16 protein-coding genes are annotated in these 17,933 nt (G+C 45.9%); 14 read left to right on the forward strand and 2 right to left on the reverse strand.

All coding sequences use genetic code 11. The features are described 5' to 3' along the window. Positions 1-71: 71 nt before the first annotated feature. Complete coding sequence (locus tag ACY8DT_RS09770; RefSeq protein ID WP_462420118.1) at positions 72-257, reverse strand: DUF2929 family protein; 186 nt, start codon at positions 255-257, stop codon at positions 72-74. Positions 258-746: 489 nt separating this feature from the next. Between ACY8DT_RS09770 and ACY8DT_RS09775 the strand changes: the two genes are divergently transcribed. From ACY8DT_RS09775 to fabF, 7 genes are all read left to right on the forward strand, one after another. Continuing rightward, positions 747-1,811, forward strand: a complete 1,065-nt coding sequence (locus ACY8DT_RS09775) for an ABC transporter ATP-binding protein (protein WP_462420119.1) — start codon at positions 747-749, stop codon at positions 1,809-1,811. Then, the gene (locus ACY8DT_RS09780) at positions 1,801-2,736 is read left to right on the forward strand and encodes an ATP-binding cassette domain-containing protein (protein WP_462420120.1); all 936 of its coding nucleotides are present in this window, start codon (positions 1,801-1,803) and stop codon (positions 2,734-2,736) included. The genes ACY8DT_RS09775 and ACY8DT_RS09780 overlap by 11 nt, the downstream gene beginning before the upstream one ends. A gap of 6 nt (positions 2,737-2,742) precedes the next feature. After that, positions 2,743-3,705 (forward strand): ABC transporter permease, encoded by a 963-nt coding sequence (locus ACY8DT_RS09785; protein WP_462420121.1) that lies wholly within the window; start codon positions 2,743-2,745, stop codon positions 3,703-3,705. 218 nt (positions 3,706-3,923) lie between these two features. After that, the gene (locus ACY8DT_RS09790; protein ID WP_462422257.1) at positions 3,924-4,835 is read left to right on the forward strand and encodes an ABC transporter permease; all 912 of its coding nucleotides are present in this window, start codon (positions 3,924-3,926) and stop codon (positions 4,833-4,835) included. 482 nt (positions 4,836-5,317) lie between these two features. After that, entirely contained in the window at positions 5,318-7,189 is a 1,872-nt protein-coding gene (locus tag ACY8DT_RS09795; protein WP_462420122.1) for an oligopeptide ABC transporter substrate-binding protein, read from the forward strand. A gap of 113 nt (positions 7,190-7,302) precedes the next feature. Then, positions 7,303-8,268: a beta-ketoacyl-ACP synthase III gene (locus tag ACY8DT_RS09800; protein WP_462420123.1), complete on the forward strand. Its 966-nt coding sequence runs from the start codon at positions 7,303-7,305 to the stop codon at positions 8,266-8,268. Then, the gene (gene fabF / locus ACY8DT_RS09805) at positions 8,261-9,502 is read left to right on the forward strand and encodes a beta-ketoacyl-ACP synthase II (RefSeq protein WP_462420124.1); all 1,242 of its coding nucleotides are present in this window, start codon (positions 8,261-8,263) and stop codon (positions 9,500-9,502) included. The genes ACY8DT_RS09800 and fabF overlap by 8 nt, the downstream gene beginning before the upstream one ends. 280 nt (positions 9,503-9,782) lie before the next feature. Here the strand turns inward: fabF and trpS are convergent, their stop codons facing one another. Beyond that, the gene (gene trpS, locus ACY8DT_RS09810) at positions 9,783-10,781 is read right to left on the reverse strand and encodes a tryptophan--tRNA ligase (protein WP_462420125.1); all 999 of its coding nucleotides are present in this window, start codon (positions 10,779-10,781) and stop codon (positions 9,783-9,785) included. 301 nt (positions 10,782-11,082) lie between these two features. Here trpS and spxA point away from each other — a divergent pair, with 301 nt between their 5' ends. The 7 genes from spxA to ACY8DT_RS09845 all read left to right on the forward strand — a co-directional run bounded on the left by spxA (position 11,083) and on the right by ACY8DT_RS09845 (position 17,930). Then, positions 11,083-11,481 carry a transcriptional regulator SpxA gene (gene spxA, locus ACY8DT_RS09815; RefSeq protein WP_097042729.1) on the forward strand — a complete coding sequence of 133 codons (399 nt, stop codon included), beginning with the start codon at positions 11,083-11,085 and terminating at the stop codon, positions 11,479-11,481. Between the two features lie 200 nt (positions 11,482-11,681). Continuing rightward, positions 11,682-12,341: an adaptor protein MecA gene (gene mecA / locus ACY8DT_RS09820; protein ID WP_462420126.1), complete on the forward strand. Its 660-nt coding sequence runs from the start codon at positions 11,682-11,684 to the stop codon at positions 12,339-12,341. Between the two features lie 67 nt (positions 12,342-12,408). After that, positions 12,409-13,371 carry a competence protein CoiA gene (locus ACY8DT_RS09825; RefSeq protein ID WP_462420127.1) on the forward strand — a complete coding sequence of 321 codons (963 nt, stop codon included), beginning with the start codon at positions 12,409-12,411 and terminating at the stop codon, positions 13,369-13,371. A gap of 68 nt (positions 13,372-13,439) precedes the next feature. Continuing rightward, positions 13,440-15,242: an oligoendopeptidase F gene (pepF, locus tag ACY8DT_RS09830; protein ID WP_462420128.1), complete on the forward strand. Its 1,803-nt coding sequence runs from the start codon at positions 13,440-13,442 to the stop codon at positions 15,240-15,242. Between the two features lie 381 nt (positions 15,243-15,623). After that, complete coding sequence (locus ACY8DT_RS09835; RefSeq protein WP_462420129.1) at positions 15,624-15,782, forward strand: hypothetical protein; 159 nt, start codon at positions 15,624-15,626, stop codon at positions 15,780-15,782. 29 nt (positions 15,783-15,811) lie between these two features. Further along, entirely contained in the window at positions 15,812-16,282 is a 471-nt protein-coding gene (locus ACY8DT_RS09840; protein ID WP_462420130.1) for a cytochrome c oxidase subunit II, read from the forward strand. Positions 16,283-16,286: 4 nt separating this feature from the next. After that, positions 16,287-17,930 (forward strand): cbb3-type cytochrome c oxidase subunit I, encoded by a 1,644-nt coding sequence (locus ACY8DT_RS09845; protein WP_462420131.1) that lies wholly within the window; start codon positions 16,287-16,289, stop codon positions 17,928-17,930. Positions 17,931-17,933 lie beyond the last annotated feature (3 nt).

The following is a 17,933-nucleotide window of genomic DNA, read 5'->3' on the forward strand; positions in this document are numbered from 1 at the left end:
ATCATCATTTATTAGGAAATAAAAACCCCCACCGCCGGATTACAGCAGGTGAGGGAAGGATTTCTGCTGCTCTATTCAGCAGCTTTGTCCGGATCTTTCATCATGATATCCAGAACGAAAACAGTCAGGGTAATCAATACCGCGAGCAGTATACCGCTCATAAAACTGTACGGTCCACCGCCGGCCAGACTGTTCAATATAAAGTTGACCATCTGTGACAGCATTAATGCCCAAACGAATGTAACGATATATTTCATGGAAGCGACAACTCCTAAACATATTTAGCTACTCTATATAATAATACAAACAGGATGAAAAGTATAGGTGCATGGCAATAAAATTATTCATTAAATAATTTTTTCACAAAGTCTTTGTGAACCCTCTACCAGTCAAGGGTTCTATTGTAATCGCTTTCATTCAGGGTTCATTCATTACAAATATGTTATTGAAAATAAATATTCAATGGTGTATATTTAAATCCGTCAAACCGTATTGTGCCAAAACGTTGAAGTTGCTATTGAAAATTCAAGATTGAATAATTACAATGAGAATAAGAAGTGATATTATTTAAAAAGTCCCGCAATTCCAAAATCACAAAGATAATGCAAGATTGTGAAAAACAAATAAAAGCATCTGAAGAACAGCCTAAAAGAATTTTTAAAAAGTGGTATAATTGTTAGAATTTTTCGACATTTTGAATATAACAGCATTTTAATAATAAATGAAGGAGAGATGGGTGATGGTTAATGGTTAAACATCTTCTGGAGGTCAATAACTTAACAACTTCATTCAAAATAGATGGTGAATATTATCCAGCTGTTGATGATGTAAATATGAAAATCCGTGAAAATGAAGTGCTTGCACTGGTCGGGGAATCCGGCTCGGGTAAAAGTGCAACGGCATTTTCGCTGATGGGGTTACATAGACACGCACGGGTGACAGGAGAAGTTTTATTCGAAGGGCAGGATTTGCTCAAAAATAATGAGCGTAAGATGAATAAAATAAGGGGCGGCCATATGGCAATGATCTTCCAGGACCCGATGACGGCGCTCAATCCGTTGATGAAAATCAAACATCAGATTTTGGAAACGCTGACAATACATAATACTAAAAGAAAAAGCGAGCGGGAAGCATATACTATAGAACTTCTTGACAGGGTGGGCATTCCGCGGCCGGACCGTGTGGCGAATTCGTACCCTCATGAATTGTCCGGGGGGATGCGGCAGCGTGTAGTTATTGCGATCGCAATCGCGAACCGTCCGAAGCTGCTTATTGCAGATGAACCGACGACGGCGCTCGACGTCACCATCCAGGCTCAGATTCTTGACCTGATCCGTGAGCTTCAGGACGATCTCGGTTCCGGGGTTTTATTGATCACACATGACCTTGGCGTCGTGGCGGAGATGGCGGACAGGGTAGCAGTGATGTACGCGGGGCAGATTGTTGAAGTCGCACCTGTAAAAGAGCTGTTCACCAATCCGCAGCATCCTTATACACGGTCACTCCTCAATTCACTGCCGACCGAAGAACTGCTCGGTGCAAAACTGCATGTGATACAGGGCGTCGTGCCGGCGCTCAACAAGATGGACCGTGACGGCTGCAGGTTCGCCCCCAGAATTCCATGGATCGGGGCGGATGAGCATGAGCATAAGCCGGAGCTCAGGGAAATTGCGCCCGACCATATGGTGAGATGTACATGCTATAAGAACTTTTATCTGGACAATTCAATGGACCAGAGAGAAATGGAAAGACGCGTTGAAGCCGGGCAGATGGATGGTAAGAAGGGGGCGTCGGTAAGCAATGAGTCATAAACTTTTAGAAATCAATGATTTGAAAATTCATTTTCCAATCAAGGGGGGCTTCTTTAACATGGTGAAAGACCATGTCAAAGCGGTTGATGGAGTGAGTATTTCAATTCCGAGAGGTACAACATACGGACTTGTAGGGGAGTCCGGTTCCGGCAAAACGACAACCGGAAAGGCAGTGATGGGCCTCAATGACATCACTGAGGGAGAAATTTTTTTCCAGGGGGAAAAGTTAAGTGGTAAAGGGAAGAAATTGGGCGTCAACCGGGATATCCAGATGATATTCCAGGACCCGTATTCTTCATTGAACGTACGTAAACGAGTATTCGACATCGTTGCGGAGCCATTGAAAAATTATGAGAAATATTCGAAGAACGAACTTATTGAAGAAGTGCTCAAATTACTGGAAAGAGTCGGTCTGCCGCCGGGTTCATTATATAAGTTCCCGCACGAATTCTCCGGCGGACAGCGCCAGCGTATAGGGGTCGCCCGCGCCATCGCACTGAGTCCGAAACTGATCATCGCAGATGAGCCGGTTTCAGCACTGGATGTATCGGTGCAGGCGCAGGTCTTGAACTTCATGCAGGAAATCCAGCAGGATATGGATCTGACCATGCTGTTCATCGCACATGACCTTGGTGTCGTACGCCACATGTGCCAGCATATCGGCATCATGTATCACGGACGCCTTGTCGAAGAGGGGACCGCCGAAGAAATATTCAACAATCCGCAGCATATATACACGAAGCGTCTGATTGCTGCGATACCGGATACGAATGTTGAAAAAGTGGAAAGTAATCTGAAACTGCGCCAGCAGATCAAAGAAGAGTACGACCAGCATTTCTCAGAGTATCTGGACGACGAAGGCCGGGCTTTTCCGCTCCAGGCAATTTCCGATACGCATAAAGTTGCGCTACCGGTGAAAGGTTGATGATCTATGATTAAATTTACGTTAAGACGGTTACTTATCACTTTCCCGCAGCTCATCCTGCTCAGTGTGCTTGTATTTTTCATGGGGTCACTGATGCCGGGGGATGCGCTGTCCGGTCTGATTGATCCATCGATACCGGCTGATGCGATCGAAGCGCGACGCGAAGCTTTAGGACTTAACGATCCTTGGTACATACAGTACAGGGACTGGGTCGTCGCCATGTTCCAGGGGGATTTCGGACAGTCGATATTCCACCAGAGACCGGTGATGGATGTTATCGGGGACAGGCTGATGAACACGATCTGGCTGTCTTTATTCTCTGTCATCATAATTTATGTCATCGGTATTCCATTAGGCCTGATTTCTGGCCGCTATAAGGACTCGATGCTCGATTCAGTGATTACAGGTTATACTTACTTAGGTTTTGCGACGCCGACTTTCGTGTTCGGTCTTGTGATGCTTTGGATTTTCGGTTATCATTTCGGCACTTTTCCGACAAATGGAAGTGTGGGCGCCGGACTTGAACCGGGATCGGTCGATTATATTTTAAGTAAAATAAACCACCTGATACTGCCGAGTTTCTCAATCGCCCTGATCGGGCTGGTCGGAACTGTACAGTACTTGAGAAGTGGTGTCATCGAAGCGCAGCAGAAAGACTACGTCATGCTTGCACGTGCCAAAGGGGTCAAGCAGGTATCATTATATCTTAAACATATATTCAGAAATGCCATCATACCGATTGCCGCTTTCTTCGGATATGAACTCGTCGGGCTGCTCGGCGGTTCCATATTCATCGAATGGGTATATGCATATCCGGGCATGGGCGCACTGTTCCTTGAGTCCATTCAGACGAGGGACTTCAGCGTTGCCAACGTACTGATATTATTCTACGGATTTCTGACCATCGTCGGTGCACTGTTATCCGACATCATTCTGAGTATCGTGGATCCAAGGATTCGAATCAAGTAGGGGAGGGATGTAAAATGAGTCAAAAAGATAAAGATTTGAACAATATGACAAATGAAGAGACGACTGATGCATCTCAGGAAGAAACCGAAAGGCAGAACCGCAGGGCAAGTGACGAACAGAGCACTTCCCGTGATTCGGACGGCAGGGACCCTTACGGAAATCGAGGGGATGAAAGGCTTCACGGCACTTCTGAAATGTCGACGCATATGAAATCGGATATGCCGCCGGGTGCCGGTGACCACGGCGGATTGGATTATAAAAATCTTCCGAAGAGTACACCGGGCTGGAAAGTATTGGTGCAGGAACTGATAGCGGATAAGCTGGCTTTATTCTCGTTGATTGTATTCGTCTCGATTACAGCCTACGTATTCGGCTTGACGATGTTCCTTGACCAGGCACAGATCGTATTCGTCGATCTGTTCGCGATACATCAGCCGCCGGGCGAAGAATTCAGGCTGGGTACAGACTACGGAGGTCGTGATATATTCGGCCAGCTGATCATCGGTACGAGGAATTCGCTTGCCATCGGTTTCCTGGTGACATTGATGAGTGTCGGCTTTGGTATCATATACGGATTGATTTCAGGCTACTTCGGCGGACAGATTGATAATGCTTTAATGCGTGTCGTCGACTTCTTCCTTGTACTGCCATTCCTGATGATCGTCATCGTTTTCGTTACAATTGTGCCATCTTATGATATTTGGACATTCAGTGCGATCATGGCGGCGTTCTTATGGATGGGCACGGCAAGGCTGATACGTTCATTGGCACTGCAGGAGAAAGAGCTTGATTATGTCAATGCATCCAAAACACTGGGGACACCACCCATTAAAATCATATTTTCACAGTTGATGCCGAACCTGGTCGGAATCATCATCGTAAACGGCACTTTATCACTCGCTGCAAATATCGGCATCGAGTCAGGGCTTTCATTCCTTGGCTTCGGTTTCCCGGAGGACTATCCGTCTCTTGGAACGCTGCTTTCTTATGCCACGCAGACTCAGACACTGCAGCACAGATGGTGGGTATGGCTGCCGGCGGCATTGATGATCTTAGTCCTGATGTTATGTGTGCGTAATATCGGTGAAGCATTGAGACGTGCCGGGGACGCAAGACAGAGACAGGCTTAATATGATTGGACAGCGGCTTTTACGGCCGCTGTTTTTTTAGAAGAAATATGACGAAATTTAAAAGAACAAGTATTGTTGAATTTTTACAATAACTTTGTTAAATGTTGTGAAAGCGCTTTACATACAAAATATAACAATTTATAATAGAGGGACAAACTGCATTCACTAAATGTTCAAGAAGACTGAAAATATCAGAATTAAATTACAAATATAAAATTATACATGGAGTAAAGAAACAGACCAGTTTTCAAGTGTCTGTAAAAATCATACAAGAGATTATACATAATGGTATAAATTTACATTTAACATGAAAATAAAGAATTGCATATTGTCTTTTCAGATAATTGTGATAATATTATTTTCAAAGGCATTTCATTTATAAAAATATAAAATGAAATACTTATCCAATTTCTGGTACTGAGTTTCAGGGGACTGGACTTTAGTATATATTCAGTTTAATTTTCTATAATGGGGGAGGAAAAATGATGACGAAATTTTCGTGGTCAAGATTAATGTTTTTTACGATGCTGATCTTTGTATTGGCACTCGCTGCCTGTGGTAACGGCGACTCTTCGGAGGATGATACATCTGAAGAAGGCTCGGATGCAGGTTCAGAAGAAGGTGGCGATTCAGAATCAGGTGATGACAGCGCTGCTGACGGCGGCGAAGTATACAACTATGAAGATTTCCCGCAAGTCGTTTCTAACGACGCTGATCCGACAGGGGAAGGGGAACTGACAGTCGGTTACGGTTCAGACACTCCTTTTGAAGGTACTTTGAACTGGGCGTTCTATCAAGGTGCTCCGGATGCTGATATGATGAGTTTCTTCGATGAATCAGTATTCACGTTTGATGAAAACCAGATTGCAACGAATGACGGTGCAATCACTTATGAAATGAATGAAGATGACAACACTGTGACATTCACTGTGCAGGACGGGGTGACATGGCATGACGGCGAGCCGCTCAAGATTTCCGACTATGTCGCTTCATACGAAGTCATCGGACATCCTGACTATGACGGCGTCCGCGGTACGACGGACGGATTCACTCTAATCGAAGGTTACAGTGAGTATCAGGCTGGTGAAGCGGATGAGATTTCAGGTATTGAAATCATCGATGAGCAGACAGCAGTATTTACTTATACAGAACTTGCACCTTCACTGACTAACGGTGGTTTCTGGTTCTATGCATTCCCGGAACACCATTATGAAGGTGTCGAAGTTGCAGATATGACAACAGCAGAACAGACACGTGAGAACCCGATCGGAATCGGACCGTACCAGGTGGAATCAATCACACCGGGTGAGGCGATTGTTCTGACTAAATATGAAGACTACTGGAGAGGCGAACCGAACCTTGACGGCATCACTGTTGAAGTCACACCGACTTCTTCGATTGCGAACGCAATGGAAAGCGGCAATATTGATGTAGCGATGAGCTTCCCGACCGACCAGTATCCGGATGTAGCGGATATGGAAGGTGTCGAATGGCTTGGACAGCTTGATGCAGCATACACTTACATCGGCTTTAAGCTGGGTAACTGGGATGCAGAAGAAGGACGTGTAAACTACACACCTGAAGAAATGAAGATGGGTGACGTTGAATTACGCCGTGCAATGTGGCATGCAATGGACAACGATGCAGTAGGCGAACAGTTCTACAACGGCCTGCGCTGGAAAGCGACATCACTGATTACACCTTACCACGCAGCATTCCATAAAGATGATCTTGATGTACCGGAATATGATCCTGAAGAAGCAGAAAGAATTCTTGACGAAGCAGGATACGAAGATACAGACGGCGACGGATTCCGTGAAACACCGGACGGCGAGCCGCTTGAAATCCAGATGGCATCCATGAGCGGCGGGGACGTTGCTGAACCGCTTACGAACTACTATATCCAGTCATGGAGAGAAGTCGGCCTGAACGTTGTTAAAACAGACGGCCGTCTGATCGAATTCAATACATTCTACGATATGGTTGAAAATGATGACGAAGGCATCGACATCTACCAGGGCGCATGGGGCGTAGGTACGGATGTTGACCCGGGTGGATTATACGGTCCTGAAGCACCGTTCAATTATCCGCGTTATGAAACAGAAGAAAGTTCTGAACTGATCCAAAGAGGTAACTCTGAAGAAGCACTTGATACTGATACGCGTACTGAAATCTACCACGAGTGGCAGGAACTGATGGTCGAAGACATTCCGGTTGCACCGACACTTTACCGTGCATATGTTACACCGGTAAATGAAAATGTCGTTGGCTGGAGTGAAGAATTCGGCCATGATTCAGAAGGTTATAACAGTCTTACAGGTGGCGGATTATACCAGGTCGGCTTCTCTGAATAAACACATCTTAGGACACTCACTTCAAAAGTGGGTGTCTTTTTTTATTTGTGAAATTACAGGTTTTATGATAAATTAGTACCAAGTTATAATATGAGATTATAAGGTGTGGTCAAATGAAAAATGTAGGCGTATTAGGTTTAGGTACCTATGTGCCCGATAAAGTATTCACCAATTTTGATTTCGAAAAAATTCTGGATACATCAGATGAATGGATTACAGAAATGACGGGAATAAAAGAACGCCGTTTCGCAGAAGACGATATGGAAACGTCTGATATGGCAGTGCTTGCTGCGGAGCAGGCACTCGAAGACTCCGGCGTCGATAAAGAAGATATAGATCTGGTCATCGTAGCGACTTCCACCGGGGACCACCGTTTCCCTTCTGTTGCCAATATTGTGCAGGACAGACTTGGGCTCTCCAACGTACCATCAATGGACCAGCTCGCAGCATGTACCGGTTTTATTTACAGTATGGTCACAGCGAGCCAGTTCATCGAAGCGGGCACATATAAGAATGTATTGATCGTCGGTGTGGACAAGCTGTCCAAGATCACTGATTTTACAGACCGCTCGACTGCAGTCCTATTCGGGGACGGCGCGGGTGCTGCTGTCATCGGTGAAGTGGGTGAGGGCTTCGGAATCAAGTCGTTTGAGCTCGGCAGTAAAGGCAGCGGCGGTCCTCATCTATATGATGATTCTGAAACCGGCAAGCTGCACATGAACGGACGCGAAGTATTCAAGTTCGCCGTCCGTCAGATGGGTGAATCCAGTGTGAACGTCACTGAAAAAGCAGGTTTCGAAGCAGATGATATCGACATGCTCGTACCGCATCAGGCAAACATCCGCATCATGGATGCGGCACGCGAGCGGATGAACATGCCAAAAGACAAAATGAGCTGTACAATAGATAAATATGGCAATACTTCTGCTGCCTCCATACCTCTCAGTATTCATCACGAGCTGAAAAATGGTAAGATAAAGGCAGGAGATAACCTTGTGTTGGTCGGCTTTGGCGGCGGCCTGACCTGGGGAGCAATTTGTCTGACTTGGGGTAAGAATAAGGAGGAGAAACATGACTAAGCGAAGAGTCGTAATTACGGGGATTGGTGCACTCACACCAATCGGAAACACAGCAAAAGAAACATGGGAAAATGCACTGGATGGTGTGAACGGTATTGATAAGATCACAAGGTTCGACAACAGTGAATTCAGCATCCATGTTGCTGGTGAATTGAAAGACTTCAACATTGAAGACTACTTAGATAAAAAAGAATCAAGAAGGATGGACCGTTTCACACAGTATGCGGTCGTCGCTTCTGATGAAGCGGTGAAAGACTCAGGTCTTGTAATAGATGAGAACAATGATACACGTGTAGGCGTGTGGATCGGTTCAGGAATCGGCGGCATCCAGGCACTTCAGGACGGTTTCAAAGTATTGTATGAAAAAGGGCCGCGCCGGGTGAGTCCATTTTTCGTACCGATGATGATACCGGATATGGCTAGTGGACAAGTGTCCATCCGCCATGGTGCAAAAGGACCGAACGGTGCAACAGTTACAGCATGTGCGACAGGTACAAACTCAATCGGTGATGCTTATAAAATCATTGAACGCGGTCAGGCCGATGTAATGATTTCAGGCGGTACAGAGTCACCGATCACTGAAATGGGCGTTGCAGGGTTCCAGGCGAACAGAGCCCTCTCCAAGTCGGAAGATCCGGATTATGCATCCGTGCCATTCTCCAAAGACCGTGACGGCTTCGTCATCGGTGAAGGTGCAGGCGTTGTCGTCATTGAAGAATTGGAACACGCACTTGCACGCGGTGCACACATCTATGCAGAAATCGTCGGTTATGGCATGACAGGCGACGCCTACCATATTACAGCACCAGCTGAAAATGGCGAAGGCGGCGCCCGTGCTATGGCAGAAGCATTGAAAGATGCAGAAGTTGAGCCGGAAGAGGTCGGGTACATCAATGCACACGGTACAAGTACAGGCTATAACGACCTGTATGAAACACTCGCGCTGAAAACAGTGTTCGGCGAACACGCACCGAACCTGCTGGTGAACTCGACTAAATCCATGACAGGACACCTGCTCGGAGCAACCGGCGCAGTCGAAGCGATAATCGCTTCATTGAGCCTGCAGAATGGTAAAGTCCACCCGACAATCAACCTGACCAACCCGGACCCGGAATGTGATCTCAACTACGTACCGGACGGTGTTGTCGAAAGCGACATCAAATACGCGATGAGCAACAGTCTTGGCTTCGGCGGACACAACGCATCACTGTTATTTAAGAAATATGAAAAATAATTGATTCGAACCTCTCTCCGGATACGGGGAGAGGTTTTTTATGGAATAAAGAGCTAGGCGGTGGGGGCGTTCTATCGGCCAAGTGAAGATTGGTTTGGCCGATGGGAACTGAATATAGCTTTGACGATTCTTTATTTCCTGCATCCCGCGCCCCGGGATGACGCGTCAACCACTAAAACCCACCAGCCAAAGCAAACCAACATAAAGAACCACACACTTCTCGCGGTGTGCGGCTCTTTATTCAAATATACATATTATAGTAGGAACTCGTCAGCAAAAATTATTTTCTCTTACGGCCGAGCCCCATCGCGCGCTCCATTTTTTCGACCATCTTATCGGCTTTCCTGCTCGCGCGCTCGCGTCCTTCGTCTAAAATGTCGTCAATGCGTCCACTCTCGACGTATTCGTTCACACGTCCTTGGAAGTCAGCCAGAAATGTCTCGACGACTTCGCCGAGTGCAACTTTGAAGTCGCCGTAGCTCTTTCCTGCATACTCGGACTCAAGGTCTTTGATGCTCTTATCAGTCAGTCCGCTGTAAATCGTCAGCAGATTCGAAATCCCCGGCTTATTATCTTTATCGAAAACAATTTCAGAACCTGAATCTGTCACTGCACTGCGGATTTTCTTCGCAGCGGTTTTCGGGTTATCAAGCAGTGAAATGAATGATTTCGCATTATCATCACTCTTACTCATTTTACGGGTCGGGTCGTTCAGGCTCATAATGCGGCCGCCGACTTCTGGGTGTTTCACTTCCGGCACTGTGAAGATGTCATTATATCTGTTGTTGAAACGCTCTGCGAGTGTGCGCGTCAGCTCAAGATGCTGGTCCTGGTCATCACCGACCGGTACGACGCTTGCGCTGTACAACAGAATATCCGCTGCCATCAAAGTCGGGTATGTAAGGAGTCCGACGTTGATGCCGTCCTTTGAGCTCTGCTTCTGCGCCTTATCCTTGTACTGCGTCATGCGCTCGAGCTCACCGATGTAGCTCACGCACTGCAGCATCCAGCTTGCCTTTGCATGTGCTGCGACTTCACTCTGGACGAAAAGAGTGATCTTCTCCGGATCGAGTCCTGACGCCAGGTAGATGGCTGCCAGAGTTTTCGTGTTGTCCCTTAATTTCAATCTGTCCTGCGGTACTGTGATTGCATGCTGGTCGACGATGCAGAAATAGGAGTCATATTCATGCTGAAGTTCAGTGAATTGTTTATAAGCGCCCAGGTAGTTTCCGATTGTCGGAATACCGCTCGGCTGTACGCCTGAGAATAATGTTTTCATTTTAGTTACCTTCCCTTTTGACTGTCGATTTTAGTCTTAATAATATAATGATAATAAAATTCGTACATAACTGCAATACAGCCGTACTTAAAATGACATGAAACCAAATGTGACAGAAATATAATTTTTCTAAATTTTTGTGTTTTATTAACGTTTTCTCATTTCATTTTAATGTTGGACCGTTATAATATGAATTGTAAGTTAGTTAGAGAACATAATCATTCTTAAGGATGGTTACATTTTGTCCCACATGGGGTATACTAATATTACAAATCTAATTGAGTATTGGAGTGTGATTTATATGGTAACATTGTTTACTTCTCCAAGTTGCACGTCTTGCCGAAAAGCTAAAGCGTGGTTACAAGAAAATGAAATTCCGTATACTGAAAGAAATATATTCTCTGAGCCATTAACTTTAGAAGAAGTTAAAGCCATTCTCAGAATGACAGAAGATGGTACAGATGAAATTATTTCAACTCGTTCAAAAACTTTCCAAAAATTAAATGTGGATATCGAGTCATTACCTATGAAAGAATTATACACGTTAATTATGGAAAATCCAGGTCTCTTGAGAAGACCGATAATCATGGATGAAAAACGTCTGCAGGTCGGCTACAACGAAGATGAGATCCGTCGTTTCTTACCTCGTAAAGTTAGAAACTTCCACCTTCTTGAAGCTAAAAGACTCGCAGAAATGTAAATCTTCCGCTAATAATTTAAAATTCAGTTTTATCCCCCCTTATATAAACTGATATATACTAATTGGAATGCCTGCAGATTTGTTGAAATCTGCAGGCATTTTCAGTATACTTTACAGAACAAAATCAATGTATTTGTTTTATTATTGTAAATGAAGGTATACTATAAGTAAGAATTCTCTTGTGAGAGGAAGTGAAATCAATGAGGATAGAACGTGTTAATGAGTCCACGATAAAATTCTTTATGACTTATGCAGATATTGAAAAGCGCGGCTTTGACAGGGATGAGCTGTGGATGAACAGAAAACGCGGCGAGGAATTCTTCTGGTCGGTCATGGATGAAGTCAACGTGGAACACGGTGAAGGCTTTGGCATGGAAGGTCCCTTATGGATTCAGGTGCATGCATATGACCGTGGTATCGAAGTCGTCGTTTCCAAGTCTCAAAATGGTGAGGAAGATTATTCAATGGACCAATCAAATATGAACGTCAATAACAACGATATAGAATCTTTTCTGAACAATGCCATAGATGAAACTGACAGCAGAGGGAAATCAAAGGTTGCCGAGCAGTTTGCATTGGTCAAATTTGATGATTTTGAAACTCTGATTGAATATGCCCACCAGGTCGATCAGGATGAAACGGTATATGAGGACCTGTTGCATGTCTACAATGATGAATACTATTACCAGGTTATTTTCGACAATCGTCTGTCAAAAGTCGAAATTGAAGGCATAGAGGCTTCTTTAACCGAGTATAGCAGTCCGTCAGACGTCGCACCGGCATTGATTGAGGAGTATGGTCAAATTATCATGAGCCACAACGTCCGTCGTCAAGTAAGAAGATTTTTCCAAGAAAAATAATTTATTTAACAATAAAATAAATCAAAAACCCCCTTTTTCGGCATATATATAAAAGGGGGTTTTTATTTTGATATCAGCAATGAACGACCAGGGTGAACAGATTACCGCCGAAAATGCCGAAAGAGGTCAGAAATATTTCTGCCCGGTCTGTAATTCACGTCTTACACTGAAGCGCGGCGGAGTCAAGGCAGCGCATTTTTCACATCTCCACATCATCGACTGCATGCGCTATTTGTATAAACGCGAGTCGGCCAAGCATCTGGAGCTGAAGCACGTGCTGTACCTCGAGCTCACACCGCACCATCATACGGCCATGGAATTTTATTTGCATGAAATTGAACAGATCGCGGATCTGCTTATAAATAAAAACCATGCGCTGGAAATACAGCTGTCCCAAATTTCACCGGCGCTGATTGTCAAGCGGACGAAAGGATATGCATCCCTCGGCATCGAGGCGACGTGGCTGCTCGATACGGCATCCATGAAACACGACGCCAATTATATGTATCCCACGCATTTTCAGCTGTCGACACAATCGGGCCACAAAATATACACCATCGATCTGAAAAGCCACGCCATTACGGTCTGGCACATCGGCAGCCATATGGGGTGCAACCGGTTCAATTACAGAAAAGAACATATCACTCCGAAAGAACTCATCGCAGGAGGCCCGGCACAAAAACACATCACCAATAGAAAGCTCTCCACCCGTGAATTGAAAAACATCATCGCACGGGAGAAAAGTCAGCGGACGGTCCAGAACTTGACGCTGACTTTTTTATATCATCTGGGGTTGACCGTGGAGACACTGCCGGAGTACTTGACGTACAGCACGCCGAATGACCGCTATGTGATGAATTCGCCGCTCGAGTGGAAGCTCTTCATCTACTACCATCTTGAGCGCGGGACGTTCAGCAAAACGCTGTTCAAGGAGATGCTGAAGCCGAGGATCATGTTTGACGCTCCCCGCATCGACGTGCTGTCAAACAGACTGATCGAAGAATACATCATGTTATACAATTCACAATAACGTCCGGAACTTGAAATTTATCAGAAAAATTGAGAAAATTGAAACATCATAAATATGGAGGGGTTAAAATGGCGGAAGTCATAACGAGAGATGAGCAGAAACTGGAAAATACGTGGGACTTGACCACGATTTTTGAAAGTGATGAAGCTTTTGATAAGGAATATGAAAAACTGGAATCACATCTAGGGGATGAAGAACAATTCAAAGGTAATATAGATTCTGCTGAAAAATTGGCGGAAGCGCTTGAAACAGAGCGAGAACTGGGGGACAGGCTCGGCAGATTATTCGTCTACGCACATTTGAAGCATGACCAGGATACATCGAACGATACTTACAGCGCACTGGAATCACGGGCAAGGACGCTCGCCGTCAAATACAGTTCGGCATGGAGTTTCCTGACGCCTGAAATCTTGAAGCTTGACGAAGAGACATTGAAAACTTTCATCCAGGATGATCGTCTGAAAGAATTCAAGTTCGATCTCGAAATTTTAAATGATGAGCGCCCGCATATACTGAGTGATAAAGAAGAAAAACTGCTGGCGCAGGCGGGCGAAGTCATGTCGACACCGTCTTCCGTATACGGCATGTTCAATAACGCGGATCTCGAGTTCGAGCCGGCTGTCGATTCAGAAGGTAACGAACATGCCCTTACGCAGGGGACATACATCGACCTGTTGAAATCGCCGGACAGAGCGCTCAGAAAATCCGCATATGAAAACTTATACAGCAAGTACGGCGCGTTCAAAAATACACTCAGCCAAACCCTTTCAGGTGTTGTGAATACGCACGTCTTCAGTGCGAATGTGCGCGGATATGAATCGAGCCGCCACCAGGCGCTGCAGAACAACCATATTCCGGAAAGTGTTTACGACCAGCTTGTGTCGACAGTCAATGACAACCTGCACTTGATGCACCGCTATATGGAGCTGCGCAAAAAGGTTCTGAAACTGGATTCACTTAAAATGTATGATATTTATACACCGCTGATCGAGGATGTCGACTTTGAAGTGTCCTATGATGAGGCGAAAGACTGGCTTAAGCGGGGTCTGTCACCGATGGGCGACGACTATTTAAGCATCCTGAACGAAGGACTGAACAACCGCTGGGTCGACATTTATGAAAATAAAGGGAAACGGAGCGGCGCGTATTCGTCCGGCACATACGGCACCAATCCTTTTATTTTAATGAACTGGCAGAATAACGTAGACAACCTGTTTACGCTTGCGCACGAGTTCGGCCATTCGGTGCACAGCTACTACAGCCGTAAAAACCAGACGTCGAACCAGGCGGGATATTCGATTTTCGTTGCGGAAGTGGCGAGTACTTTCAACGAGGCGCTGCTTGCAGACTACATGTATGAAAATCTGGATGATACGAAGAAGAAGCTTTATCTTCTGAACCAGCAGCTTGAAGGCTTCAGAGGAACTGTCTTCCGTCAGACGATGTTTGCCGAGTTCGAGCATGAAATTCACAGATTGAAAGAGGAAGGTGTACCGCTGACAGCATCGAAGCTCGACGAAGTGTACGGCGGACTCAATAAGAAATATTATGGCGATGCGGTGGACTACGATGAATTCATCGAAGTGGAGTGGGCACGCATCCCGCACTTCTATATGAACTATTATGTATACCAGTATTCAACAGGGTATGCTGCAGCAGCGACACTGTCGAAACAAGTGCTTGACGGCGGAGAAGAAGTGCGCGACCGTTATATCAATGAGTTTTTAAAGAAAGGTTCCTCAAACTACCCGATCGAAATTCTTAAAAATGCGGGTGTCGATATGACGACGAGAGAGCCGATTGACCATGCGATGAGAGTATTTGAAAGTCAGCTGGATGAGTTTGAAAGACTGCTCGAAGAAGCGGAATAAGCTGAAAAACGTCAACATGTACAGTCTTTAAATACAAGTAAGTATGTGAATACGTTTACATTATGAACAAATTGTGAAAAGCTGTTCATAATGTTGCTTGAAGCCAGCAGGGATGTTATATTTTATACATGAAAATTTTATCACTGAAAAACATACCCCTTTGTTAAACAGTGAAAAATTTCTCCCATCCCCTTTGTTTAAAGCAGCACACTATAGAAGGTGTGCTGCTTTTTTATGTCCTGATATATCAGAATATTGGGACTTATTTTTTTATTTCAATAAACTCCCAAGGTGTGACGTAAATCACAATACCTGTATCAAAGCAGTTATACAATAGAGACAAGTTAAAAACGAAAACAAATCAAACAGGAGGGTTTATCCATGGCAGAGAAATTAAGAGAAGAGGAAAAGCCGGTTGAAAGAAGCGCACCTGAAGATCTGACTTTGAAGGGGACTTTATTTTCAACATTGTTCTTCGTCGGCGGTTCGATTGTTTTATGGACCGGGGTATTGCTCGTATTATTCCTATTACGTTTCTAAAAACAGGTTAAGAAGGGAGTCTTAATACAATGAAAATGAACAAGATGGAAGAAATCTGGATGATCGTTGCGGTCGTCATCATCATCATTGCGATGGGTATTACAGGATACCAGGCATTCGCAATGGGCATGGCACCGCCGTCACATAAGGAGCATATCGATCCGCAGACGGTGGAGGAGCATCCGGAATTTTCGGAACCGGGCGTCTATGAAGTTGGCGATAATGAGTATGAAGTCATCATGACGCTGCAGGCATTCCAGTTTGAACCGAGTGAAATCTCGGTGCCTGAAGGCGCTGAAGTGACATTCAGAATGGCGACCAAAGACGTGGTGCACGGGGTCAACGTACCACACACAAACTTGAACACGATGGTAATTCCCGGCTATATCCAGGAAATCACACAGACGTTCCATGAAGCGGGCGAGTACATTATGGTATGTAACGAATACTGCGGTACCGGCCACCATATGATGTCTGCAACAATTACGGTAGAGGAGTGAGACGATGAAGAAACCACTTAGAATCGTCACTGCAAATAAACTGGCACTTACGAACATGGCAACAGCATTCGCTCTGCTCCTTGTCGGCGGATTTTTCGGACTGATCCAGGGGCTGAACCGCGCAGGCGTGCTCGAAATCGTCGGCGGCTTGAACTATTATGAAATATTGTCGCTGCACGGCATTTTACTCATACTGGCCTTTACGACATTATTCATGAACGGTTACTTATGGTCGGCGGTGGACTACGTCCTCGGCGGACTCACTAAAGGAATAAAGACCCTGGGATGGGTCGCATACGGTATTTTCATGGTCGGGGCGATACTCGTAGCGATCATGGTCCTCGCCGGAGAAGCGACGGTACTGTACACATTCTATGCACCGATGGCGGCGAACCCGTGGTTCTACATCGGACTCGTATTTGTCGTACTGAACATCTGGATGTCTGGAATCGGTGTATTCATCAGCGCATTCAGATGGAAGAAACAGAATAAGGGCAAGCATCTGCCATTGTTCGCATTTTTCGCAGTCGGCGTGTACGTACTGATCACATTCGGTACGGCATTCGTCGCAGCGGAAGTATTTTACATCATCCCGTGGACACTCGGCTGGATCGATACGATAAACGTCCTCTTGACGAGAACTTTATTCTGGGCATTCGGACATACGCTCGTCAACGTCTGGTACCTGGTTGCGGTTTCGGCGTGGTACATGGTCGTGCCTAAAGTCATCGGCGGCAAGCTGTTCAGTGACTCGCTCGCGAGAGCGGTCGTCATCCTGATCGTCGTACTGAACGTGCCGGGCGGGTTCCACCACCAGATTGTGGACCCGGGATTCACTGAAGGCTTGAAATTCATGCACTTGTTCATGAGTCTCGCGATCGCTGTACCTTCATTGTTGACGGCATTCGCACTGTTTGCGACTTTGGAGAGAACGGGACGCAGACGCGGCGGGAAAGGCCTTCTCGGCTGGTTCTGGAAACTGCCCTGGCATGACGTCAGATTCCTTGCCATCATGCTGGCGATGATTTCATTCATCTTCGGCGGAGCGGGCGGTATCGCCCAGACGAACAACCAGCTGAACCAGGTGGTCCATAACACGCTATGGGTCGTCGGACACTTCCACGTGACCGTCGGGGTCGCAGTCGTACTGACATTCTTCGGACTGGTCTACTGGCTGATTCCGCATCTGTCAGGAAGAGTGCTGACCAAGAAGATTCACAACCTCGGCATATGGCAGACGATGATCTGGACGGTCGGCATGCTGTTCATGTCGCTCTCCATGAGCTACGTCGGGCTGATCGGTTCACCGCGCCGTACGGAGTACACGACATACGGTGGACACGAGACCGCGCTTGCATGGGATCCGTACTTGATCTTCCTCGGCGCAGGGGGGACGCTGTTATTCGCAGGGGTCGTCCTCATCGTCTACATCGTGTTCCATCTGATGTTCCTTGCACCGAAAGGCTATACGGAATTCATGGTAGTCGAAGAACAGGAAGAAGATGCACACAAAACACCGAAATGGACGGAAAACTGGGGTCTCTGGGTCATCGTTGCGATACTGATCATCTCGATGGGTTACGTCGTACCGCTCGTCGACATCATCGGCAATGCACCGCCCGGATCACCGCCGATACGTACATTCTAACTT

Source organism: Salinicoccus sp. Marseille-QA3875, from assembly GCF_054950095.1.

Coding starts and splice junctions, on each gene's coding strand:
- ACY8DT_RS09770 (WP_462420118.1), bottom strand. CDS start 257: ATGAAATATATCGTTACATTCGTTTGGGCATTAATGCTGTCACAGATG.
- ACY8DT_RS09775 (WP_462420119.1), top strand. CDS start 747: ATGGTTAAACATCTTCTGGAGGTCAATAACTTAACAACTTCATTCAAA.
- ACY8DT_RS09780 (WP_462420120.1), top strand. CDS start 1,801: ATGAGTCATAAACTTTTAGAAATCAATGATTTGAAAATTCATTTTCCA.
- ACY8DT_RS09785 (WP_462420121.1), top strand. CDS start 2,743: ATGATTAAATTTACGTTAAGACGGTTACTTATCACTTTCCCGCAGCTC.
- ACY8DT_RS09790 (WP_462422257.1), top strand. CDS start 3,924: ATGCCGCCGGGTGCCGGTGACCACGGCGGATTGGATTATAAAAATCTT.
- ACY8DT_RS09795 (WP_462420122.1), top strand. CDS start 5,318: ATGATGACGAAATTTTCGTGGTCAAGATTAATGTTTTTTACGATGCTG.
- ACY8DT_RS09800 (WP_462420123.1), top strand. CDS start 7,303: ATGAAAAATGTAGGCGTATTAGGTTTAGGTACCTATGTGCCCGATAAA.
- fabF (WP_462420124.1), top strand. CDS start 8,261: ATGACTAAGCGAAGAGTCGTAATTACGGGGATTGGTGCACTCACACCA.
- trpS (WP_462420125.1), bottom strand. CDS start 10,781: ATGAAAACATTATTCTCAGGCGTACAGCCGAGCGGTATTCCGACAATC.
- spxA (WP_097042729.1), top strand. CDS start 11,083: ATGGTAACATTGTTTACTTCTCCAAGTTGCACGTCTTGCCGAAAAGCT.
- mecA (WP_462420126.1), top strand. CDS start 11,682: ATGAGGATAGAACGTGTTAATGAGTCCACGATAAAATTCTTTATGACT.
- pepF (WP_462420128.1), top strand. CDS start 13,440: ATGGCGGAAGTCATAACGAGAGATGAGCAGAAACTGGAAAATACGTGG.
- ACY8DT_RS09835 (WP_462420129.1), top strand. CDS start 15,624: ATGGCAGAGAAATTAAGAGAAGAGGAAAAGCCGGTTGAAAGAAGCGCA.
- ACY8DT_RS09840 (WP_462420130.1), top strand. CDS start 15,812: ATGAAAATGAACAAGATGGAAGAAATCTGGATGATCGTTGCGGTCGTC.
- ACY8DT_RS09845 (WP_462420131.1), top strand. CDS start 16,287: ATGAAGAAACCACTTAGAATCGTCACTGCAAATAAACTGGCACTTACG.